At 39.2% G+C, this 24,946-nt stretch carries 18 protein-coding genes; 2 read left to right on the forward strand and 16 right to left on the reverse strand.

Annotated features, from left to right (window positions below; translation table 11 throughout):
* Nucleotides 1-245: 245 nt before the first annotated feature.
* Nucleotides 246-1,868: a YHYH protein gene (locus tag Q0791_RS18980; protein ID WP_299009840.1), complete on the forward strand. Its 1,623-nt coding sequence runs from the start codon at nucleotides 246-248 to the stop codon at nucleotides 1,866-1,868.
* Between the two features lie 3 nt (nucleotides 1,869-1,871).
* On the forward strand, nucleotides 1,872-2,414 hold the full coding sequence (locus Q0791_RS18985; RefSeq protein ID WP_299009843.1) for a hypothetical protein: 543 nt from the start codon (nucleotides 1,872-1,874) through the stop codon (nucleotides 2,412-2,414).
* 291 nt (nucleotides 2,415-2,705) lie between these two features.
* Here Q0791_RS18985 and Q0791_RS18990 read toward each other — a convergent pair whose 3' ends face one another.
* The 16 genes from Q0791_RS18990 to Q0791_RS19065 all read right to left on the reverse strand — a co-directional run bounded on the left by Q0791_RS18990 (nucleotide 2,706) and on the right by Q0791_RS19065 (nucleotide 24,775).
* Nucleotides 2,706-3,110 (reverse strand): PAAR-like domain-containing protein, encoded by a 405-nt coding sequence (locus tag Q0791_RS18990; protein WP_299009846.1) that lies wholly within the window; start codon nucleotides 3,108-3,110, stop codon nucleotides 2,706-2,708.
* A gap of 193 nt (nucleotides 3,111-3,303) precedes the next feature.
* Nucleotides 3,304-3,981: a DUF3540 domain-containing protein gene (locus tag Q0791_RS18995; protein ID WP_299009848.1), complete on the reverse strand. Its 678-nt coding sequence runs from the start codon at nucleotides 3,979-3,981 to the stop codon at nucleotides 3,304-3,306.
* Nucleotides 3,982-5,079, reverse strand: coding sequence for a pentapeptide repeat-containing protein (locus Q0791_RS19000; RefSeq protein ID WP_299009851.1), 1,098 nt, complete (start codon nucleotides 5,077-5,079; stop codon nucleotides 3,982-3,984).
* Nucleotides 5,072-8,812 carry a DUF2169 domain-containing protein gene (locus Q0791_RS19005; RefSeq protein ID WP_299009854.1) on the reverse strand — a complete coding sequence of 1,247 codons (3,741 nt, stop codon included), beginning with the start codon at nucleotides 8,810-8,812 and terminating at the stop codon, nucleotides 5,072-5,074. The genes Q0791_RS19000 and Q0791_RS19005 overlap by 8 nt, the downstream gene beginning before the upstream one ends.
* Nucleotides 8,813-8,871: 59 nt before the next feature.
* Nucleotides 8,872-9,552 carry a hypothetical protein gene (locus Q0791_RS19010; RefSeq protein ID WP_299009857.1) on the reverse strand — a complete coding sequence of 227 codons (681 nt, stop codon included), beginning with the start codon at nucleotides 9,550-9,552 and terminating at the stop codon, nucleotides 8,872-8,874.
* A gap of 29 nt (nucleotides 9,553-9,581) precedes the next feature.
* The gene (locus Q0791_RS19015; RefSeq protein ID WP_299009858.1) at nucleotides 9,582-10,478 is read right to left on the reverse strand and encodes a hypothetical protein; all 897 of its coding nucleotides are present in this window, start codon (nucleotides 10,476-10,478) and stop codon (nucleotides 9,582-9,584) included.
* A gap of 19 nt (nucleotides 10,479-10,497) precedes the next feature.
* A complete protein-coding gene (locus tag Q0791_RS19020) occupies nucleotides 10,498-11,139 on the reverse strand; it encodes a hypothetical protein (protein WP_299009859.1) in 642 nt (213 codons plus the stop codon).
* Nucleotides 11,140-12,132: 993 nt separating this feature from the next.
* Nucleotides 12,133-13,659, reverse strand: a complete 1,527-nt coding sequence (gene tssI / locus Q0791_RS19025) for a type VI secretion system Vgr family protein (RefSeq protein ID WP_299009860.1) — start codon at nucleotides 13,657-13,659, stop codon at nucleotides 12,133-12,135.
* Between the two features lie 87 nt (nucleotides 13,660-13,746).
* Nucleotides 13,747-16,356, reverse strand: a complete 2,610-nt coding sequence (gene tssH, locus Q0791_RS19030) for a type VI secretion system ATPase TssH (RefSeq protein WP_299009868.1) — start codon at nucleotides 16,354-16,356, stop codon at nucleotides 13,747-13,749.
* A 17-nt stretch (nucleotides 16,357-16,373) separates the two neighbouring features.
* Nucleotides 16,374-17,393, reverse strand: a complete 1,020-nt coding sequence (gene tssG, locus Q0791_RS19035; protein WP_299009861.1) for a type VI secretion system baseplate subunit TssG — start codon at nucleotides 17,391-17,393, stop codon at nucleotides 16,374-16,376.
* 148 nt (nucleotides 17,394-17,541) lie between these two features.
* Nucleotides 17,542-17,958: a type VI secretion system baseplate subunit TssE gene (gene tssE, locus Q0791_RS19040; protein WP_299009862.1), complete on the reverse strand. Its 417-nt coding sequence runs from the start codon at nucleotides 17,956-17,958 to the stop codon at nucleotides 17,542-17,544.
* Between the two features lie 135 nt (nucleotides 17,959-18,093).
* Nucleotides 18,094-18,576, reverse strand: coding sequence for a type VI secretion system tube protein TssD (tssD, locus tag Q0791_RS19045; RefSeq protein WP_299009863.1), 483 nt, complete (start codon nucleotides 18,574-18,576; stop codon nucleotides 18,094-18,096).
* Between the two features lie 408 nt (nucleotides 18,577-18,984).
* Nucleotides 18,985-20,460, reverse strand: a complete 1,476-nt coding sequence (tssC, locus tag Q0791_RS19050) for a type VI secretion system contractile sheath large subunit (RefSeq protein ID WP_299009864.1) — start codon at nucleotides 20,458-20,460, stop codon at nucleotides 18,985-18,987.
* 12 nt (nucleotides 20,461-20,472) lie between these two features.
* Entirely contained in the window at nucleotides 20,473-20,964 is a 492-nt protein-coding gene (gene tssB / locus Q0791_RS19055) for a type VI secretion system contractile sheath small subunit (RefSeq protein ID WP_299009865.1), read from the reverse strand.
* A 21-nt stretch (nucleotides 20,965-20,985) separates the two neighbouring features.
* On the reverse strand, nucleotides 20,986-22,656 hold the full coding sequence (gene tssA / locus Q0791_RS19060; protein WP_299009866.1) for a type VI secretion system protein TssA: 1,671 nt from the start codon (nucleotides 22,654-22,656) through the stop codon (nucleotides 20,986-20,988).
* A 1,273-nt stretch (nucleotides 22,657-23,929) separates the two neighbouring features.
* Complete coding sequence (locus Q0791_RS19065) at nucleotides 23,930-24,775, reverse strand: endonuclease/exonuclease/phosphatase family protein (RefSeq protein WP_299009867.1); 846 nt, start codon at nucleotides 24,773-24,775, stop codon at nucleotides 23,930-23,932.
* Nucleotides 24,776-24,946: the final 171 nt, after the last annotated feature.

The following is a 24,946-nucleotide window of genomic DNA, read 5'->3' on the forward strand; positions in this document are numbered from 1 at the left end:
TGAACGTATGGATAAGCTGTTAAAAGAAGTTGCTTAACGAACTTAACTAGGGTGACCGAATTCAGTTGACCAGGTCAAGCATATAAAAATCAACAGACAAAAAAGTAAACAAATGTAATTTAATGGCAACAAAATATGACTTATTAGAGACTAGATCAATTAAAGTAAAATTAAAATTTGATCATTTAATTCTATTATTTTTTGATTTATGTTTTAGCCTTTATAAAAACTAATACAGTGAAAATATGAAAAAGAATAAATTAACCTTACTCCTTATTCCGCTATTATCTTTGTCACTGTCAGCCTGTAACAGTGATGACACGAGCACACAAACTGAATCTAGCACTAGCAATAGTAGCTCAAACGAGAGTTCAAGCAGCTCACTCAGTCTTGCCGTTGACAATGATCAAACCGTTTCAGCAGACGACGAAGTGACATTAACAGCCAGTATTACCACTGACAGTGATGAATTAAGTATTGAGTGGACTCAAACTGCGGGCACATCAGTCTCATTGACTCAAGTAGATAGTGGCAATACCAGCAGCATTAGCTTTACGGCGCCAACGCTGGATGAAGAATCAACCCTGAGTTTTCAAATCACCGTCTCTGATGACACAAGCAGTGTGTCAGACACCATTAATGTGACGGTTCAGGCAAGTGAGACCAACGACGATTCAACCAGCTCATCGAACTGGATCATCAATAATGACACCACCTCAACGTATATCTACCAAAGTGATGGCACCAGTATTTATGAGGATGTGCAAAGCGCTGAAACCGTCACCCTCACTGAGAATAATCAGGATGTGAGTTACACTTATGTAGAAGCGTCAGGGATCCCAAAATACGATATTACTATGACTCAAGATATCATTGACGAGCTCAATAGCAGGCCCAAAGCCGATTCCGATTTTTTTAATGGCGCCACTACAGCTGAGGTCGGCGAACTGATTTTATTTGGTCAAGATATTGGTTATAACAGCAGCAATGAAAATTGTGATACCACTGGTGGTGCTGGCTATTGGCCACCTGGCCCAGGTTGCCCGACCATTCAAGAAAAACAAGCCTATTTTCCTAATGATCCCACTGAAACCGACACCACTTGCGCAACCGGACTTGGCATGGTTGGCCTCATGGTTAATGGTACCAGTATTTATAACTGGGGAGACGGCCAAACCGAAGGTGATGGCATTTGGTACAACCTAGCCCCTATCGCAGAGCAATATGACGTGGATATTTGTGGTGGTCATGCGGCCAATGGCGATTATCATCATCATGCCTATACCTCTTGTTTGGCCGATTTAGTGGGTGATGATGGCAGCGGCCATTCACCAATATACGGTTATGCCGCTGACGGTTACCCTGTTTATGGCCCTTATGAAAGCGCCGACACCCTCGCTATCAGTGGGTGGGTGACGCGGGACTATGGCGCCGACACCAGTGAGGGAGGCTGTGGCACCGAAGGCTTAAGAACCTGTATTCTTGTTGACGAATACGATATATCACAAGGTGTCGAGCAAGTGGAACCCGGTCCGGCTATTGGTGAAACTGTCACCAGCTTGTCAGGTAATACTTTTGAAGCCGATTCAGGTTACTTCTATGAAGATTATTACTATGCAGGCAACACAGTAACAGGCCCACAACTGGATGAACACAATGGCCATGATACTGGCGATGGTAAAGGTTATCACTACCACCTCACGTTAACAAAAGATGATGATGGTACATTATCAGTCGCCTTCCCTTTCACCATTGGCCCAAATTTTAAAGGGGAACTGGCAGATAACTCCATTGCCACCTGTGACACCGATGGTCTGCCTCCTATGGAAGGCGGTGACGGCGACCGCCCACAAATGGAAGGAATGTAACCTATGAAACATTGTGTCTGTTTATTTTTTACACTTGTGATATTAAGCCTGTCGACTCCAATACAAGCTAAATCCGTTTCACAAGCCATGATAGCTAAAATGAAGAGTATGGATCACTCCCATATTCCTATTGAGGTTCCTAAAGGTGCGCCTATCCCTGCATTAAGCCTTAGCCTAAGTAAAGATGTCATGACAGGGTATAATTTACACATCATGCTTCAAAATTACGTTATTACACCACCACCGGTTAATGCTAAAAGCATGGATGATTTAATGGTGACCCATTTTGATAAAAAAACCGGGTCACTAGAAGGTCATGCCCACTTATACATCAATGGTATCAAAGTGCAGCGCCTCTATGGTCAAGATGTGCATATACCCGGTAACTTACTGAAAAAAGGCACCAATAGTATTTCTGTGACTCTCAATAATCATAGCCATATGTACTGGACTGTGGATCAACGTAAGATGGTAGCAACCATTTATATCGATACCCAATCGCCAGATTTAATCAAATATCAATTTGAAGGTTTTCCCGTTCAATAATCGCAGCTCTTACGCCGAGTACGACAGTTGAGGCGTTTGCTAAACGAAGACAAGTGATTAAACAGACACAATTGCTATCCGTAATACCATCGAATGGGTTTTTCGATGGTATTTTTTTGATGGCTAAACTCATTAAAAACAGGATCCAGCTCTGAAGCCCATGGCCAATTTTATTAATACATAAATGTTTTTGTTGTATAAACTGGCCCTAATTTCATTTAATTTTTGATATTAAATAAATGACTTAATATTATTGGCTCTCATTATCCCGAGTTCAGGTTAAGTAATCAATTACTTCATATACATGACAGTGACTTGTGAAGGCACTAAGGTCACTCCTGGGCAATTCGGTGACATGCCATTTTGCCCCGTCAGACCCGTTAAACGCGTTCCCGGTAACCCTTCGATTATCACACTCGCACTCCCCATTTTACCCGTCGTTGGCCCCATCATCATCCCTGATGCCACGCCGCCGGCTGCACCTGCGTTGTCACCACTGCTTAACGGGATAACTGACCCCATGTTCATCGATGGTCCGCCACTCGTTAACACACTCAGAGCCGCAGTCGTAGGATCACACATGTTCCCTTGTGAAACATTGAGGTACGGCACAGGAATAGGCCCAACTGGCCCCGGCGTATTACACACATCTGGAAAACCTAAATTCATGCCACCTAATACAGTATTACCAAACATAGCTATCTCCTCACATGGGTTCAACCCAATTCGCCTACCGATTTCAACATAAAATCAGTCTTTCATCACACGAGAACACTCACTTAACGCTGCGCCTATCGATTTCAACATAAAATCAGACCGATATAATGAAAACGCTCACTCCCTTTTACTCACCATGACAGATACAGATCAGAAAAACCTCTCATACCACCTAACCCAAATGAATTTTATCTGCTTCCATTATCATCTGTTTTTCCGCACTAGAAATGACATTCTTAGCATGCAGCACCGCTTCTTTTTCAACAAGTTGACGGCTGCTGCCACTTTGCTTCTCATCATGGCCTTTAATCATACGAAAACTCTCACTGAACTTTTGCATCATCAAACCCACTACATGCTCCGCTTTATCGGCAACCAAACTCAGATTTTTACTCATCAATTTCGCTTTAGTGGTACTCACCATCACCTCTTGCGTCTGTATCGCCATTTCATGACTGTGCACATTCACCTCTGGCGCCGATAAATGCAACTGAGCACTGGCATCATTTATGATTTGTTGTCCCTTTAAATGCAAGGCACCTTGAGCCTGAAGACTTAATTGTCCTGTATGGGAGAGCACACCAAGATTTGGATTGGCTTGCACTAAAATTGCTAACAACCAACCACGTCCTTGCTCATCGATGGCCACCGAACACACATCCCCCACATTGGGCACTAACAAACAACTCGCCGCTAAGCTCGCACTCACCTCACTTTGTGCTGTTTGAATACGATAGTCCCGTTCACTCCTTTCTTGTTGCGATCTAACTGCCTTAGAAAGCACTATGCCTGTCGTCAGGAATAATTCATGAAAATCTGTTGTATTTGATAAAGGAACTGAATTCATCATTTAAATCTCCGTTGACCAATATTCTGCTGCCGCCCAATCCATATCAGTGCCTGTGGCCCCTAACGTATTGGCATTTGACCAATCGCACTGCTTATCGACTAAGCAATGCCGTTTTGCTGTCATGACGTTCGCTCGACTAAAGTTGGCATAAGACACATCGCCGTAAGATAAATCAATATACTCTGCTGAAACATTAATAAAATTCGTATGAAGTGCAACGACCTCCACCCAGTTTGACTGAGATATCACAGCATTAGTCATGTTGGCGTAAGACACGTCTGCACGCTTAAAACAACTGCCCAGTAAATAAGCTTCACTTAAATCACTTTGTCGTAAATCCGCCCCCATAAACACCGCATGCGCCCCTTTAATGCCCATCAAGTTTGCCCCTTGCATTCGGCTATTGATGAAATAACAGCTCTCTAATCGGCTATAGGATAAATCCACCAATTCAAGTTGACAGTCATTGAGCTGCACCGCATAAAAATTCACCTCAATAAACTGGCAAGTGCGCAGATCCGCTTCCATAAACGCCGATTTTTCTATCTGGGTTTTCGAAAACATGAGATCAATACACTGCGTCTCATCAAACACACACTTAAACAACTCAGCCTGAGTCAAATTGACGGTTTTCAAGGTAGCCCCTGTCAAGCAACAAGCTCTAAGCTTAGCCAGTTCAAAATCCGATTGACTCAACTCAGTCTTGGTATAAAGCGTTAAATGTTGATGAGAATGCACAAACGACACTTCATTCAAGACGCTTTGTGTAAACAGCACTTGCTTTAAGCTCCCTTTGATCATTGACACTTGTTGGAATGTACACTCCTCAAAAATCACCCCATCGAGCAGCGTTTCAGTGAAATCACAACCGACAAACTGGCAAGCTTTAAAGGAGCATTGTGATAACTGGCTTTGACTGGCATTCACTTGAGTAAAATAACAATCGGTAAAAACCACTTTGCTTAACCTCAACCCTTGCCAGTTTTCTCCTTCAAATTGCACATTTTCATGAAGCACTTTGTCTTGTAATGCTTTTTCTACCGAAGGCGACGTCTTGTCTGCCGCAAAATCTGATTGACTTTTCTCGTTATTATCCATGAACAACATCCTCATTATTTTCTAATAAGGTCGCCTTGAAGTTACACCCTTTAATGTGAGTATTACCAAAGGTAGTCTTAAATAAATCGCCATTATAGAAACACACTCTGTCTAAGGTACTGTTGGTAAAAATGGAGCGCATAAAGTTGGTTTGTATGGCATTCACCGCCTTAAAATGCGCGCCATTAAAATTACTGCGAAGACACTGAGCACGTTTTAAGTTCACGCCAAAGAATTCGGCTCGTTGCATATTGGCATTATTGAAATACACATTTTCCATATTGGCTTGATGAAAGCGGGCATTCGATAAAGTGGCATCGGCAAAATTGGCCTTCACTAAAATAGTTTGATTAAAGCGCACATGGGATAATTGTGCATTGCCAAAGCGAGCATTGGTTAATTGCGCCCCACTGAAATCTGCGCCACTTAAATCCGCAGACCAAAACAGCGCTTTATGCAGTTTCGCATCCGTCCAAATACTGTGTTTGGCACTGGCTTCGAAACACTTTATTTTTAATCCATCACAGCGTTTAAAAGAGGCTTTCTCAAGCGCAGAGTTAAGGAAGTTCGCTTGTGTTAATACACTATCATTAAAGCAAGCCCCCATAAATTGGCTACCACAAGCGGTCACTTTATTTAATGTGGCAAAGGAAAAATTCACGTCATTAAATTGCACGTCAGACATCACAGCTTCATTCAAACAAGCATTTGAAAAACAAGCGTTATGACCATGAGACTCAGATAACAATGCACGGCACAAGTCGGCACCCTTTAAATTTGCATCATCAAAAATCGCTTGAGTGGCGACGACATCTTGCATTATGGCAGAGGTTAATATTGTCCCCGTAAAATTGGTCTCGGTTAACAGGCTACCGGTAAAATCCACATTGGATAAATCGAGGCGAGATAAATTCAATCCCGATAAGTCCTTTTTTGCCAAAGACTGACCTTGGCTGTGCCACTCAATCACTTGTTCTCTGGTTAATAATTCAAAATCAACAGCGGCCTCAATATCATCAAGGTTAACAGGCTCAATCGCTTCCAGCTCTTTGAGCCTGTCTATGGCTGTTTGTGACTCTTTTTTCACTAAACTTAATTGTTTATCAACAAGCTCTTTGGCCTGTTCAGTTTGAACCTTTGCTTGTTCTTTCTCCAATAACGCAATAGATTGCTGTGATAATTGTGCAAATTGCTCACTGGCTGAAGTCGTGAGTACGGGTGTATTTTTTAATTTATCCAGTCCTTTTTGAAAAACATCACTAGAAGGGCCTGATGGTAGCTTTTCTAGCAGTGAGCCCGCTTTTTGCTCTAAAACAGCTCCTAAGGCTTGCTTCAATGGCAAATCCGCATTTAAACCTAACGCCTGAGATAAATTGGCTTGTTTTTTATCAAAAGTAGCTTGCGCTTTTTCTTTGGTAAACTTAGGTGCCTTAAATAATGATTGACGTTTTTTCTTTTCAACACTGGCTAACAAAGCTTGCGTACTTTGGCCTTCTTCAAGCATGATATAATCCATTAACCAAACAAGTAGATCAATTGACTCGCGATAAGCTTGCTGTATCAATATGCCATCTTTCAATACAACGGGGGTTATCATCGGAAATAATGCTTGCCAAGGATCCAACTCGTCAATGCCTTGCATAAACAAGAATAACTGAGGCGCAGTATCAATTGCCGCTTGCGCGTCATCGGTCAATTCAGTGTCAACAGCTGGCATTTCAAGCACATTAAACACACCTCGAACATCTTGTTCAATTAACCAGGCAAAACTTCTATCTTGACAAAGGAGCACAGGTAATCCAAGCGCTAAAGTACTGTGCCATGGTATGGGTTGGCTACCAAAAATGAGCACATTAGACTCAGGTTCAAACAATGAAGGCCGAAGATGTAACGCTGTGAATAATCCATCTTGATATTCAGGTAGTAACCAACCTGCTGGTAAACTTGTAAGCGTATCATCAGGTACATCCTCAATGCTAACGCCCCACTCTTGAGGCACAAAAACACGCTCATGGGCCTGATAGCCTAACATTAACTTTTGAATGTTAAGCTTTCTAAAACCATAATCTATTAATTGTTTACGTTTTTTGAAAAAAGAATCAAACTCACTGCTTTGCGCGATCCATTCCGAGGCTTTATCATGCCAAGGTGTATCGGTTTTTGGCGATTCTAACACTTGTCCATGAGCATTGACTTTCGCTTCAATATCTAAGACTTGCTTATTATATTCAGGATTCGCTGGAACATCGGGTTTATTTAACTTTAGCTGTTTGAGATTTATCGTCATATCATGCTTGAGCTTCATTTGCATTTGCAATTGCTGCGCAAAACTCGACCTCATATCATCTATTTTTGTACCAGATTGGTGTAACAAAGACTGCACTTCAGGCGATAAACCCGAGGTATTTTGAGCCAAAGACGCTAATTGCCCACCACTGACCGATAACTGTCTGTCTAATTGGGCTAAAAAGTCATGGGGTGAGGCTTTTGCTGCTGGGATTTTATTCTCCAATTGACCTTGTTTAAACGCCATGTATTGGGGAATATCAGACAACTCTTTTTCAGCTAAAGCAAGATCACATTTAGCCTGACTCGCTTTTTCGGCCAACTGAGCCATCTCTGTCGACTCAGCCTCTTTGGCCGCATTATAATGAGTCATGTAATGAATATAGTGCTCGGTTGTCAAAGGCGCTTTATCTCTATCCTCATTGACCAATAAAATATCAGATACATCCAGAGCTTCTTCATCTTGGATTTCAATGCTACCTCTAAAAATACGTAACCCTAATTGCTGCTCAGGGAAAAACCACACCGTATCATTACGTAAACCAATTTCAGTTATTTTGTATTGTCTCTCTTGCTGAGTATTACCATTCTCTTTTTGTTGTTCACTCTTTAATGACTCAGTACTCTGTGCTGGCATATTACTGGGATCGAAATATTGCCTCACAAAAACACGAGGACGGTAAAAAGGTAATCGCCCTGTTATCTTGGCCTCTTTTGGATGTAAATTGACTAAATGATAAGATTCTCCGCCGGTAAAAAAGTCCTGCAGGCGTTGATCAAGTGGCGCCTGATTATAAAATTGCCAATCAAAATCTTGCGGCACACTGGGCCAACGTTCACGAAACCAAGCTTCATCAAACGTCCCCATACAGGCTTTTCTCATGGGATGATCAATCGCTAAAGGCAAAAAGCAAGCTGGCTGATGATCTGTGTTATCACTACGAGCATTATTGGTATCATCAGAATAAAATAAGCACGGTAGAGGATAGGATGCTTCAACCACACTTGAACCTAACCGATTTTCAAGTATATCTTCTCCTCCCCAAGTCATTTCCCACGTTAAAGGTTGACGCTTAAATGCCCTTGGCTCTGATGGTTTGAGGCGACCAAATTGCTGTGTCCAATATCGCTTTCCGTACACATCAAGTTGTTTCTCACTGCCCGCCAAATGAGCAGAAACTTTCACCACCTCTCTGGGCTCCCCACCACTAAAACAGGCCCCTGAAAGTAACCATTCTGGATGCAATTTTGGCATACCAGCATCAAATATTCGTCCTTCTAAACTCGTATTGATTGCCGTCCACATGCTTTGTTCATTAATACATTTTTCAGGATCCAGTAAATCAAACCCTAATATCATCGAAATACATAAATACGATTTTCCTTGTATTTCATAAGGCGCCAAAAGTGTTGCAATCTCATCTTTTTTCATTATTTTTATAGACATAAATAGCTACCTTCAATTCAGCAAAGCCAAACTCAAAAATGCTTACAGATGATCATTATTTAAAGGTAAGTGGTAATAGTGTCATCTTTTATGCTGATGCTGCCTGAATTAACACGGCAAACACTATTGGACAAAGAAGACTTAATAGTCGTGACTTTATTCATGGCTTTTCGGTTACTATTAACAACATTGTTTACGGCCAACAAACCACTATCGATACTGGCTTGTTCTTGCTTAAGGTCCAATGCTAACGCTTTAACCTTAGAAGCGGCCATATTCACTCTTCGCGCTGAATGGTGATACGCGACCCCAAGCATACTGGTCTTATTTGATAACACTTCAACATCAGCAAGGTAATTTTTTATTCCATTAATGACAGCTTGTTTACGCTGAGCTTTAGCATTACAAGACAATAAGGTGGCATTTAATTTTTTAATTGTCGCCTCTTGATATTTAAATGTCATGCCATACACTTTCCCATTCCAACTGATCGAAGGGCCCATATTAAAATAAATGGAACTAGGAAAAACAATCTCTGTAAACCCCCCAACATTAATTAAATTGCATTGGCCTAAAGTCACCCAAGTCACAATGCCAGGCGTGTACTTATACCAAGTGTTAACATAAAACAATGTGCGACCATTGATCGTTAACAATGATCGATAAGTCGTATTCTCGGTATAATCATCACCTGTTTCAGAGGAGTAATCATTATCGGTATCAATATTGATATTAGTCATCACGACCTCTTATTATTTCTCTATTTTAACTACATTAAGATTAATTTCTTGTCTTCTATATCAATACTCGCTGACGTTTTTACATTAAAAAAGACTTTCTCAAGCGCGTTAGCACATTGATCTGTCGATTGAGCCACACTTTGACAATCTTGAATGACATTCTGAATTCTAGTATTTAATATTTTTTTACGTAAAAGCGCCGTATTGGTGGAAAATTGTGTATTTTCTAATTCCACGCCTGTTTGTCCGAACTGACTTTCAAGTAAATCAACTTTTTGACCAAGTTGAGTGATCCGCGCCATAGACGATTCTTGAGAAGCCACCTTAGAATCCCAATCTTCAATATATCCTTTAAATGTCGCCGTTTCTAACTTCTCGTTTTCGGCTGCCAGTTTCTGAGATTGAATAGAGATATCATTTGCATCATTACTCCAAGACAACGTGGCAAAGCTACCGCTAAAGTGATAGCCCAAATGCGCATGCTTGGACCAAGCAAGCCCCTTAATCATTAATTTCGATCCCCCCACTAACGTCGTGTCAGAACCTAAGGTGATAGAGCATTTCCCGCCATTGGTAATAGAATAAAGCTGCTTAGTGACCACCTTCATGCCTAGAAAGCTTTTATGATTTTTATATTCACTCCAACCTGTACTGCTGGTAAAACCATAAGGGGTCTTATCTTGCTCTTCTTCCTCTTCACTCTCGCTCTTATCATTCAAACTGTCATCGTTCTCATCGTTCAAGCCGTCATCGCTCTCATTACCCGAGCCGTCACCAACCTCTTCATTCGAGCCATCACAGTGATTACCTGACTCTCGATCTCTGTCTCTCTCTTTACCTCCTCTTTCAGTGCCGCGCTCATTATCATCATGCTTTCCTTCAGATCCTTCTCCATCTCGATGATTTAAATCACTCGTCTTATTCATATCTGCCCCCAAAAAATCATTAGTTCAAGAATTTGACTGCTGCGATTTCTGTTTGACTCATTCGGCTCGATATTTCATTGTTATAGGTATTAATATCATTAACAAAATTTGAAAGAGTCGTATTCTTCTCACCGATATAGCTCAACTCTTCAGTCATATCATTCACTGTCTTATTTGTTTCATTCGTCCTATGCTTAACAACAAGTGCACGTGATCTCGCATCTTTCGCTAAAAGAGTCGACTCACTTTGTACATTCTTTACTCGATCAAGCACAGTCTGAGCGCTGAATGCAATTTGATTAAACTCATTTAGCTTTACAGAAAAGTTATTCACGACGTTATCTAATTTAGCCGCATACACTTTATCTTCACTGGCAACGATTTTTCCCTTTGACACTTGGTATTTAAACTTACTCATAGAAATATCTTGTTTAGCCAGTTTCAGTGTTGTTTTAAACGTTAACGCCGCAAGAGAACATTTTAATCCCACTGTCGCATTCCATTCGCTCCCCATAAAAAGAAAAAAATTCTCTCCATGAGACTGCAGATGTTTAACCCCAACCGTCATACCGTAATAGTTTTGAACAGTAATTTTTGCACCAGAAAATCCCCAACGGGTTCGCTCATCAATACCGCCATTTGACTTAAGTGGTGATGTCATTTTGTTCTCCCGAATAAATGTAAAATGAAACAGTACAACCTATAACAAATTAGCAACAACCTATGGCAAATTAGCAATAAAAAATCTGTCACAAATGAATTTTTTCATGAAATAAACTAGAATGTTAAATTTTTAACAATAAAGATTTATTATTAAATAGCCATAGATAGAAAGATATTCAGTATGTTGCTGTATGGCTGCGGAAGTTAATATAAAGCTTACCACAAGCTAGACTTAAGTCGTAGAGGCAAAACTAAAAATAATGTTAAATCCTATACAAACAAAATATAAACATAAAATTTTAATTATATAAATAATAAAACACTATTTACCAAAAAACAAAACAAAAACAAAAAACAAACACTTTAAACCAACTGGTTAATAAATTTTAAAACCAAATAAATACATACAATACAATTTAAATTGAATGATGAAATAAATAAAAAGAAAACCCCCGATTAATAGCAGGAAAATAAGAAAACATAAAACATATTATTTAATAAAAGTAAACAAAAGTTAATTATACTAACCTGAATCAATCAGTGATCTTTCAGCGGGAATTCAACATGCTGTAGGCAAGGTCGTTAATTGCTCCTGCATTAACAGACAGTCCCACCATCCATGGTGGTCGCAGATGATTGAAGCTAATCGTTATTCTCGGCTTGGGTTCAAACGTCGCGCTACCTCCCTCATCCATGAGGTCGTATATCGAAAGCAGCTAAGTCACATAAAGTATTAACAGTCAGTCCCAGCATCCATAGCAATCGCAGATGATTGACACGAATAATGCTCCTCGGCTTAGGTTTAAACGTCACTCTACCTCCCTCATCTGATGTTTACGGATGAACAAATGTCGTGCTCACATGGATGTGAATGAACGACCATCAGGTCGTATATCGAAAGCAGCTAAGATAGCAAAAAGTATGTTGAAAAATAGCCAACAAAAAAGGCCTTAACACGACAAGTGCTAAGGCCTTTTATTTCAATGCGGATTTAATCTAAATTGAAATTACCAAATTGGATACTGCAACCTTCACTTTCAAGTGAAATAAACTTTCCACTAGAAGAGTCATTCATGACCATTTTATTGCCACTGGCAGATTGAATGACATTCTCATTAGAATTTGAATCTGTGACTAAACTGGGATTTTCAGGGTTCGGCGCCGTTGATAAAATTAAAGGACGATCAGGATCCCCTTCCTCAAAGGTTAAAATAACTTCAGTGCCCTTTAATAAGGGAAAATGCATACCATGGCCACTGCCACCATAGGGCTGTGCCATTCTCACCCAATAAGATGCTTGTCCACCTTCAGTATCTGATAAATCAAAGGGGAATTTCACTTTGTATCGCCCCTCATCGTCAAGCATTGCACTGGAACTTGCCGAATCAATGACCGCATGTATCGTTCCGTTTATTCTCGGTCTGGGGGTTTTCAATTCATCTCGATAAGAAAGGCTGGCTGGTATACAAGTAAAAGTGTTACGGTAATAATCTTCATTTGATTGACTATTACCATACTCACCCATTTGACTGCCTTCATGTGAAATTGAAGTAATCAAATATTGTTGATTAACACGCTTAACCGTATAGCCTTTTAAATTGAACAAATAACCAGGTTGTAACCATGAAACATAACTCTCACCTTGAGCCGTATTTGCGACACAATTGAGCTGCTGAGCTTTAATCTTTGCCAACTTGTCGGCATGGGCTTGACAAAGAAAACGATCCCCATGGCAATACACTCGGCCAATACCATTTTCAGACACTTGCGCTTTCCCTTCAGGTGGCAGATCCGGTCGACTGTACAAGTAACCCTTTAATAACACATCCTTTGGTTGCCTTGAAATATGCGTATTAAACTGTGTGATCAATTCAGGCGCAAGGGAGATTTGTAAACCGGCCCCCTTACCATACCCAATGGCACTGGTATCAGGTTTTTCTTGATGGATCATTTTTGTATCTGAAATATGCAATACTTCTTTATCTGCAAGTTGCTCAAAATAATAAAAAATACCTTCTTGTTCCATTAAGCGTGAAATAAAATCAAATGAAGATTCATTATATTTGCAAATAAAATCTTGCTTCGCATACTCTTGAGAGACATTAATTTGATAAGAAAACACAATACCATTATTATCTCTATCATCAAGTACCGTTGCTATTACATCAGGAACACTTTGATCTAGAAATAATTGGCTTCCCACCCCTAAGGTTAACGCCCATAAACTCGGCACAAGTTGGACTTTAATACACAAACGAGAATACATTTCATTTTGAATCGAAATTTTTGACAAAATACCATGAAAATACTGGGGTTCTTGTTCCCCAGCTGTCACCGTAAAACTCGCTTCAGCGTTAAGTAATGACTCAACATCAATATCAAAATCATCAATTGTTAACACAATATCAAAGTGATAAAGCGATGACATCGCCTCTTTTCCCGTAAATGAGATAACATTGAACTGTGTGTCATCCCATCCCACTGCACTAAACTTTAAACTATTTGCTATTGCACTCATATTATTCCCCTAGCGACGACCAACAGAACACCAATGACATTATTCACCGAACTTAAATGTAAACTCACCTTTTTGAATATAATGACATTATTCACCGAATTTAAATGTAAACTCACCTTTTTGAATATTAAGCGTCACCGTTTCAGGCATCTCTCCTTGCCCCATTTGAGCCAATACTTGACGAGATAACTCAGGCAAGATACTGCCATTGAGAATAAAATCAATATTACGCGCACCAGTTTCGACATCCGTGCAACGCTCAGCAATTTGATCCACCACCGCTTTTGTATAACTCAATGTGGTTCCATTATTTTGTTTAAGCATTTCTGTCAGACGTGTTAATTTTAATTTCACCACTTCTTTTAATTGATCACCTTGCAATGTTTTATAAGGCAATAAATTCATACGCGCTAATAAAGCAGGTTTAAAGTATTCATTTAACATCGGCCTTATGGTATCTGACAAGATTTGGCTGGTGATCCCTTCTTGTTGGCTGAGCTCTACGATGACATCGGTGGCTAAATTACTGGTGAGTAATACAACAGTGTTTCTGAAATTAATTTCTTTACCTTCACCATCACTTAACGTGCCTTTATCAAACACTTGATAAAAAATATTTAAAATTTCAGGATGGGCTTTCTCAACCTCATCAAGCAAAACCACGCTGTATGGTTGTTGTCTAACGGCCTCCGTTAACATTCCGCCTTCACCATAACCAACATACCCTGGAGGCGAACCAATTAAACGACTGACACTGTGCTTCTCTTGAAATTCGCTCATATTGATGGTGATCAAATTTTTTGTCGAGCCAAACAATAATTCGGCTAATGTCAGTGCCGTTTCGGTTTTACCCACACCAGAAGGCCCAACTAAAAGAAACACTCCCATAGGTTGATCGGGTTTAGATAACCCAGATTTAGCCATGCGAAGCCCATCAGATAACGCCATAAGCGCCTCATTCTGACCTTTAATCTGCGCTTGCATTGACTTATCTAAATTCAAAAATACGCTGGCCTGATCCCGCGCCATTTTGCCTAATGGGATCCCCGTCCAGTCTGATACCACTTGTGCGATGAGATCCGGTGAGACTTCATAATACATTAAGGGTTCATCAGCCTGAACCCTAGCTAAGGCTTCTTTTGCTTGGATCAACTTAGCCTGACTTGCTTCAACATTATCAGGTTCCGCTTCAGCTAGCTCACTTCTGGCCGCTAACACGGCTTCAATCGCCGATTTTTCAGTTTGCCAGCGCTGAGTTAACGTATCAAGCGCGGCGCTATGTTGTGCGATCTCAGCTTTCAATAAATCAATACTTTCTTGTTCAATCAATTCACCATTATCTAAATCTTTCTGTATTCCGTTTAAATGGCGTTCCAATGCTTGAATATGACGACTGGTATCTTCCACTTTTGCAGGCATGGCCTTTAAATTGACTTTTACACGAGCACAAGCTGTATCCATCAAATCAATGGCTTTATCGGGTAAAAAACGGCCTGTGATATAACGATCACTGAAACTCGCCGCAGCGGCTAATGCGTCATCACGAATGGCGACGCCGTGAGATTTTTCATAATATTCTCTAAGGCCCCGTACAATCAGTGTGGCGACCTCCACACTGGGCTCTTCTAATTTCACCAATTGAAAACGTCTGGCAAGCGCTGGATCTTTTTCAAAATATTTCTTATATTCTCCCCAAGTCGTCGCAGCACACGTCTTGAGCTCTCCACGTGCCAGCGCAGGTTTTAACAAATTTGCGGCATCTGATGTCCCCGCACTTCCCCCTGCACCAATGAGTGTATGGGCTTCATCGATAAACAGAATAATAGGTTTAACGCTGGCTTTAATTTCATCAATCACCCCTTTTAAACGGTTTTCAAACTCACCTTTCATCCCCGCTCCCGCTTCAAGCAAAGACATATCTAGGCCTAATAATCGTACATCTGCTAATACATCCGGAACATCACCTTCAATAATACGTAATGCTAATCCTTCAATCACAGCCGTTTTGCCCACACCAGGCTCTCCCACCAGAATGGGATTATTTTTACGACGACGAGCAAGAATATCCACAATTTGTCTAATTTCTTCGTCGCGGCCAAAAACGGGATCCATACTGCCTTTTTGTGCTTTTGCCGTAAAATCGGTACAGAAACGATCAATAAATCCAGCAGCTGAGCCTACGTTATCCTCCCCTTTCTCTGCTGAAGCACTCACTTCCGCCACTTCAGCAGAATCACGAACCAGAGAGAAAAATTGTTTCAATAGCACATTAAAAGGTAAACCTCTAAGGGGATCAAACCAACTGGCCTGACCATAGCTCATTGGCTTTGAAAGCAGCACAAGTAATAGCGTTCCAGAACGTATTTGATTTAAATTTAAATCAACACTGGAAATCAACCACGCATCAGTTAGCAAATCAATAAGGCGAGAAGAAAAGACAGGTTTAGCGCTGTTGCCCGTCGCATTATCTTCTAAACTGCGATTAAGAGCTTGGATCAATTCGCCAATATCCACATTTTGTGATGCGAGTAAAGGGTAAAGATCCCCTTCTTTGGCTTCAAGGCATTTTAATAACCAATGCTCAATAGTGACTTCATAATGCGTACGTGACATGCAATATCCTGCCGCATTATGTAACGAATTACTGGAGTAATAATTTAATTTTGACAGTAAGGTTTTTAAATCCACAGTAATCATCAAGCATACTCTCCGTATTAATATTGCAATGGAAATGTCACTGTATTGGGCACACCACCTAACCAAGTATTCATTCCCAATAACGCACTTCTTTCATTATTTAACTTAGGCGCTTCAATGGCATTTGGAGTCGGACATAAACACACACTGATATCAATTGGCTCATCAACATAATGACGTAAAACCACCTGAATGCGTTTAAACAATTTTCCATTAGGCTGTAATGCTTTAAATTTATTAGCATTATCTACCTGAATGACAATATGGCAAGCCTGACTCATATCTTTACACTGAGTGCCTAAATAGGCCTCTTCCCCTAAATAAAGCTCACTCATTCCTAGCACAGCTTGTTGAGACTTAGGAATATCGACCCAAGTTTCAACGAATTCTTTCACCCGCACTTTATTGCTACTTTTATAGCCAATAGGCTCAAAATCGTGTTCAGACACGATATCATCAATAATGGCTTGTAATCCTTCTGAAGATCGAGGAAGCTGAGTTAGCAAGCCGCTATAACGTAATAATAATCCTGCATCTTCGGTGTTATCTCTCATTGACTGAGAGCCAAGTCCCACAAATGAAAAGAGTCTGTCTAAGGTATCAACATCTCGCTCTTCAAGCAGTTTAGGCAAAAAGCGATATTTAGAAGAGGCCTGAAAGTATTGTTCAAAGAACATCTGATTAAACATATCCAGAAAATCTCGACCAACGCTACGATCTTGAGATTGTTCTTCAAATAATTCTTCCGTGTAAAAAGTGGGAATAGGCGAGCCTGCACCATATAGACCAAACAGATTAGTGGTTAACTGGCAATAATCACCTTGCTGCTCAAGCTGAATAATTTCTGTCGCCGAAAACCCCAGTGACAAGTTAGGTCTAATTCTGACCCTTTGCTTACAGTAATCTTTAACATTATGTTGAGATTGGCTACGTAACAAACGGATGGCTTGTACAAAACTGTATTGCTCGGGAAACTGCAAGAGATCTTGAATAAGATCAAACTGATGAGAATGAGATGTAGACTGTTTACTTGTCATGAGTGTGACTCCTAGGCCTTTCATCATTACAGTATATTAAACTGTTCACACAATAGCATACTGTTATTATTTTTATGTCGTACCTTTACCTGACAAGTGCTTTTTATTTAAATAAGCAATAAAGTTAATGATAGGAACACACAGAAAATCAAACACGATTAACAATAATATTGCCATCAGAGCCTAATATGGTCTCAAATACCAATCCTATGATTTCATTATTATATTTTATACTGGCATGGATCTTAAACAGCAATGATAAACTTTCTATTTCATTGGCAACAGCAGCCACTTTTACACTGTGCATTCGCGGCTCATACTTTAAAATTTGTGCCTCAATGGTGGCTTCCAGATCATGAAGCCCTTCTAAACCATCTCTGTAACGAATTGCCGTTAAATCTGGCATGCCAAAGTCTTGCACTGTTTGCGAGGTGCCTTGCTGAGAATTAAGCAACAAAGATAAATAACGGGTAATGGACTGATTCAATTCAACCAATTCACTTTCGGGTTTATACAAAGGATCCCCTGCATGAATAATCCGTTCAAGTAAACGTTGTGAATACATAACCATTTTCCTTTTTTAATATTAATAAAACTAAGTATAGATTCCCCATTTAAAGTAGTATAAGTTAGCTAATACTATAATACATCCCATTGATTACCTAACTTATATTGTTATACTAATTAACTAAATTATGAGTTAATCACCGCTCCATGAGTCTGTTGCCTCGATGTTACCATCAGAGTAAGTCTGAGTCATTTTAGAGTAAGTAAGTGATACTTTTTCCATATCAGTATATGGCTTAGACTCTGTCAAGAAGGTTTCAGGAGTAAAGTGCTGCATATCAACAATAATTGCTTCTTCTAGCTTGATACTGTAATAAAGTTCTTCAGTACCATCAGAGCTTATACGATAAAAATCATGCTGAACGGTCAACTGCTCACCACTGCAAACCGCTTTAAACAACTTAGGTGACGCAACATCAATCGCTTTTTCTATTGTATATGGATGATGAATTCTTTGTCCTGTTGGTAAACCGGTATGCGTATCTTTAGGAATTTCGATATTGTGTTCATAAGCATAACATAGAATGGCATCAGCCTTATCACCAGACTGTGTGCTTCCTCCTTTGATCTCACCTTGAGTAGCCCCAGTTACTTTCACATAAGATGTTAAAGCCATAATAGATTCCTCTTATATTTAATTGTATATATTAGTGTCAGAAAATATAACTTCGAATATCAATCTAATATTAAAATACTTAATTCATATCCAATGATGTTCGCATTCCATATTACTACACGTTTAAATACATCCAATCCTTAAGATGCCATTTTATTTTACTGGTATTTTCTTATTAATCAAACGAAATTTCAAATTTATTTTAATTAATAAAACCATTTATTAAAAACATTATAATTACTTTTATAAAGAGTAAGTTAGACTATATAAAAAACAAGTTAACAACATTTAAAATTAAATAGAAATACATATATTAACTTTCATTTAATATTATTTCGAGTTTATTCATTAGGAATGTAAAAGGATTATTTAAAATAAAACTTTACATTCCTAAAAGAACATTTAAATTTAATCTTTATCAAGTTTACCGACAAGTGATAATGTAAATGATGCCCCCATATATTTAAAATGAGGTCGTGCACTGATTGATACTTGATACCAACCTGGATCACCCGGTACATCATTGACAACAATTTTGGCTGCACGCAATGGCCGACGACTTCGTACACTCGCATCAGGATTATCCATTTCTGTCACATACTGACTAATCCACTTATTCAACTCTCTGTCTAAATCTTGACGCTCTTTCCAAAGGCCAATATTTTCCCGTTGCAACACTTTAATATAATGAGCCAATCTATCCATCACCATCATATAAGGCAGTTGAGTCGATAATTTGTAATTGGTTTCCGCTTCCTTACCTTCAGGTGAATTACCAAAAGTCTTAGGTTTCTGACAAGAATTAGCCGAGAAAAACGCTGCATTATCACTGCCTTTACGCATGGTTAAACAGACAAAACCTTCTTCCGCTAATTCATACTCTCGGCGTTCTGACACAAGGACTTGAGTCGGTACTTTGGTTTTTATCTCTCCCATAGACTCAAATTGATACACAGGTAAATCTTCAACGGCCCCGCCCCCTTGAGGTCCGACAATATTGGCACACCAACGATATTGCGCAAAACTATCGGTAATACGGTTAGCAAACGCAAACGCCGTATTGCCCCAACAAAAATCTTTATCACCATTTGTGACAGATTCATCATAATTAAAAAGTTTACTGGGATTTTCTTCTTGACTATAAGGCAGGCGCAATAAAAATCGCGGCAAAGTTAACGCCACATAGCGTGAATCATCACTTTCTCTGAACGAACGCCATTTAGTGTATTGCGGTCCTTCAAATATAGCCTGTAAATCTTTAAGGCGAGGCAGCTCTTCCCAATCTTGTATACCAAAAAACTTAGGCCCTGCAGCCGCAATAAAAGGCGCATGAGACATGGCAGACACCGCAGATAAGTTCTTCAATAATGCCATATCCGGTGAAGAAGGACTAAAATCATAGTTTCCGACAATGGTTCCATAAGGTTGACCACCAAATTGACCATATTCTGCAGTATAAACCGTGCGGTATAAACCTGATTGAACAATCTCAGGACTGTCTTCGAAATCATCCATTAAATCTTGCTTTGAAATGTTCACATATTCAATTTTGACATTTTCTCTAAAATCAGTGCGATCGATTAAGAATTTAAGCCCTCGCCAAGCACTTTCTAACTGTTTAAATTGATCATTATGTAAAATTTCATTCACTTGAGCCGACAATTGCTGATCAAGCTCACCTATCATCACATCCAGTAACTCACCCGAAATTTTAGCCCCTTGTTTTTCAGGCTGGACTAAACCTTTTAATAATTCTTGTAAGCCAGTTCGAGTCACAGAGTAAGCCTGATCATCCGGGCTTAGGCGCGTCGCTTGAACAATATCGTCTAATAAATTACCCTCTACCGCACCGGATGTTTGTTCAACTTCTTTTTGTTCAGCCATTTGGGCTTCTCCTTACTCTGCTTCGTCTAAACCAAGTTCTTTAATTAATGCAGCACGTGCCGAATCATCTTGAACTAGGCTTTGAATTTTCTTTCTAAAATCAGGAATATTACTTAAGGGGCTTTTAAGGGCCTTTAACGCTTCCCTTAATTCAAGCAATTTAGCCAGTTCTGGCACTTGTTGAATAATTTGATCCGGCTCAAAATCTTTCATATTATTCAAATCAAGTTTAACCGCCATCTCCTCACCTTCTTGCCCAGCAAGCTTAGCCGGAACCACTAAATCAACAGAGATATTTTGCGCTTGCAGCACATCATTAAAATTGTCTTTATTGATATTCACAGGTTCTCTATCTTCAATAGCCCGATCATCTTGGGCTAAAGTAAAATCCCCCATCACAAGCACTTTTAAGGGCAGTTCAACTTCTTCTTGAGCATCACCCGTTGCAGGTTTATAAACAATATTGACTCTCTCTTTTGGTGCGATAGAACCTTTACTACTCATAAATATTCCTCATATAAAAATTTAAAATTGTTGAACAGCCTGTAATGCCATAGCCATAGCTGGATCGATCATATTCACCCGTTTTAATATTTCATTAGATTCTTCTATATTTTCAGCTGCTCGCATTAACTCATAAGCACAACGTAAAATAGACAATGCTAAATCAGGAGACCACTCATTCAACTTATAAGTATCAATATACTCAATGGCAGTATTAATATGTTCAACCGCTAATAAAGAGGCGCCTGCTTTACTCATAATTTCTGCAAGTAAAATTCTCATTTCACATTCTTCAGCTAACGTAGCACCATTTAATGATTTAGTTAACTTAATAATTGCCTCATTATAATTTCCCTCTGCACTCAGCATTCTGGCCTCTGAGATAAGTAAGTCACACTCACTGAGTACTTTATTTTCCGTTTCCCCTTTTAAATTTTGCAACCAAACTAAGGTTTCAGGGCCGGCAAAAGGCAGTCCATCATCAAAGCAAAGATGTTTGACTTCTGGGCAACGATGAACAAAATCCAATACCGCCGCTTCTAAAGACTTCTTGGCAGCATCATTACCTAAAGTGCTTAATGCTGTGTATGTATGAAAACTTAAATCTAACCAAAAAAGGTATTGACTGACACGGTTTTCACAGCAGGTAATAATTTTGCTTGGGGTACCATCTTGTAAAGCAAGCCGTAAAATATTTTTATCTTCATCTGCTGGAGCAGGCAGCCGCGTTGTATTACCTGATACGGCATCTGGCGCTTGCTTGAGCGTCGACCACACAGCCATTCGTCGTAAATGGTAACTGGATGCCTCCCCCATATCCTGTTGAAAAATTTTATCTGCCGAACGTAATAATAATGACATACCCACTTTGATATCTTCATCTGGCAAAGACGTGTCATCAACGACAGAAGAAAAGGGTTTTTGTTGCGTGTCAACGGCCTTTTCAGGTTCAATGTTTATTGCTTGAGCTTCTAACGGAAGCGCTTCTATATCATTAAAATGATCCGCCTGTTTATCATCAGTCTCTTTGGGCTTTGTATCGATCAGCTTATTTGGCTCCTTGCTCAGCTCATTATCAACCGCTATTGCTTCTTCAACCTCAGTGGCTGTTGGCACTTCTTTCACTGACTCTTCTATTATGACTTTAGCAGGCAAACGTTCAATGCTACTTCTTAATCCTCTCATCATGGGAGCATCATCACAGGCTTCAATTAATAAAGCTTCAAACTCAGCAATAAGCTCACATGCTTTAGCGATCAGAACCGAATCCAGCTCAGGGCCTTCATAACTTTCAGCCCAAGCATAGCTACTATCAAGCCACCACTGAATGGAGTTCATTCTCCCTTTAAGGCGTCTCACAACAGGCCATGCTGAATCCCAAAAATGTTCAACTAACCCTTTAAAAAGCGAGGCTGCATCAATAATACCTTGTATACCTGCCAACTGTACTCTTGCGGCTCCCCAATATGCTGCTACCTGAAAGTGCTTAGATTTCTTAGATAAAATGCTATAACCTAGGGTTTCTACTGTCTTCCAATTGGTTTCTTCTCGCTCAGACGAATAAGAATTATGTTTTTCTATTTCTCGTTTTAAATTCTCAAAATCACCATCGACGCTAATATTACTTCCAGCAGGTTGACCCTCTGAAATTGGCGTAACTCCTAATAGAGACAAATTATCTATATAAATCAATCCATTTACCTCTCTCTCAATTAATAGGTTTAAATATCGATAGGATCGATAGGAAAATCTACTTTTGAGTTTTTATAACAAACTTGAGTTTTTATACCATAACTATTAAAACAGTTTAAGCTAAAGCATTAACACACTATAAATATTGAATATTCCCCCTGGAAAACAGCTATCCTTTTAAACTTAACTTAACAACAACCCACATCAAGTTTCCCATAATGCAATCATCATATAAGCCAATAAAACTATCTGGCTTAATTACTTAAGCTCTATAATGAAAGTAATACAGTCGGCCAACATAGACAAGAAATAAAAACTAATATCTCAATATGTTAATTTTAAAAGATCGCATTTCAAAAACTAAAAAACACTATATTTTCATGATAATATAGCGAAAACAATGTCAAAAATGCTTCCTGTTAATTATCCTTAATTTTACGCATATTCATTAGACTTCAAAAAACACAACCAAAAAACAACACTAATAAAACACAGAAAAAACACAAGCCAACCACAAAGCATCATAATTTAAACACAATAAAAACATGATGTTTGAATTTAGCTGTAAACAAGCACATTTAATTGTAAATTCATATTTCAAAAAAGATGTCAACTCGCAAAAAGTCGATTAATATGAGTATTTTATCTTTGTAAAACAATTGACTATATAAAGGTAATCAGAGTTAGTATTATTGCACTATTTATGGCAATCACTATAAACCACTCAATCGCTTTGCTATACCTGTGATTGATGAATTCCCTGTTTTTTAGTCACGGGTATATCATCCCATGCTTTTATGACAATATCGTTAACGCATACTCAATCATGATATCAATGTGCCAAGATAACGACGATATTTATACCAATTCTATTATATAAGTGATCTTTCAGCGGGAATTCAACATGCTGTAGGCAAGGTCGTTAATTGCTCCTGCATTAACAGACAGTCCCACCATCCATGGCGGTCGCAGATGATTGAAGCTAATAGTGATTCTATATCGAAAGCAGCTAAGTCACATAAAGTATGTTGAAACCCGCACACAGTGAGCTTCTCAGACATTCCACTTCAGCGTTGCATTCATTTGAAAGGGGATCACCATTACAGCATAAATGCGCCTTGAATTGAAAAGCTTGAGAAGCTCTGAATTGATCATCTATATAATAGAATTGGTATTATCAAGCATTGAAATATAGCGAAACGAATATACTTAATCGGGCTTTTTGAAAAATTCACCCTATTGTATTGTACTCAAAGCGAGAACACGTAAAAGCTCACTTTAAATGAAACATGGCAATAATAGGAGAATGATCCGATGCTTGAGTTTGTAATGAATCGGCACGTTTCAAAGAGAGTCCTCGAAAATACAGATGATCTAATGGAAAGTTGAATACTGCCACTCTTTGATCAATGTCATACTTAGCTTCTTTTAGCCCCCATCGCTTGGCAAACGCCTTGACTATCAACTGTCGTTCTAAGCGCCAAGTATTAAAATCACCTGCTAATATTGCGGGTCCTTCATGATTTTCAAATGCATCAGAGATTGCATTAAATTGCTCTTTATAGTGGATTAATCGCCAATCAAAATTAATACCGTGAAGGTTAACCACTAATAATGTTTGATTGTTTGATAGCAGATATTCAGAAATTAAGGTGGACTTAGGAAAACGGATCCAAGGCTCTGCAGAGAGTAGCGCACAAGTACTTAAACTCATGGTATCACTAATCGTCATGACCCCCACCGAAGAGCGGCCCATTCGAAATGCTTCAGCCATAAAGTAAAACGATGAAGACGTTGACAGATACCGTAATAAAGCATTAGACAATTTGGCCTCTTGCAGCAAAATCAAATTATTCTCGGTAACCAGTTGATTAAGTTGAGAAAGCCAGTGAGGTTTTTGCTGCTTGTAAATATTCCAAATCGCGATGCTGAGCTGACCTTTATGATCAAGGTAGCGTGTTTTATTCTGATAAACACAAGGTTGTTCGACTGTGCCATGCTCTTCATTACTTAAAACCTTAGGCATACCATTTAGCGAAAACATATCACTCATAACAAGGTAACTAATCAAAAAAAAACCAAATATTACAATAATGATGGTCTTTTTTTGTTGAGTCATATGGAAAATCGCCCTTTGTTATGAAACACTTCAAGAGTATACACACAAGCCACAAGAAAATGCATATTTTCAAGTTCAGTTCAAAGCGCATTTGTAATACCAATTCTATTATATAAGTGATCTTTCAGCGGGAATTCAACATGCTGTAGGCAAGGTCGTTAATTGCTCCTG

It is taken from the genome of uncultured Shewanella sp. (assembly GCF_947495455.1).
In the GTDB taxonomy this organism is placed as follows: domain Bacteria; phylum Pseudomonadota; class Gammaproteobacteria; order Enterobacterales; family Shewanellaceae; genus Shewanella.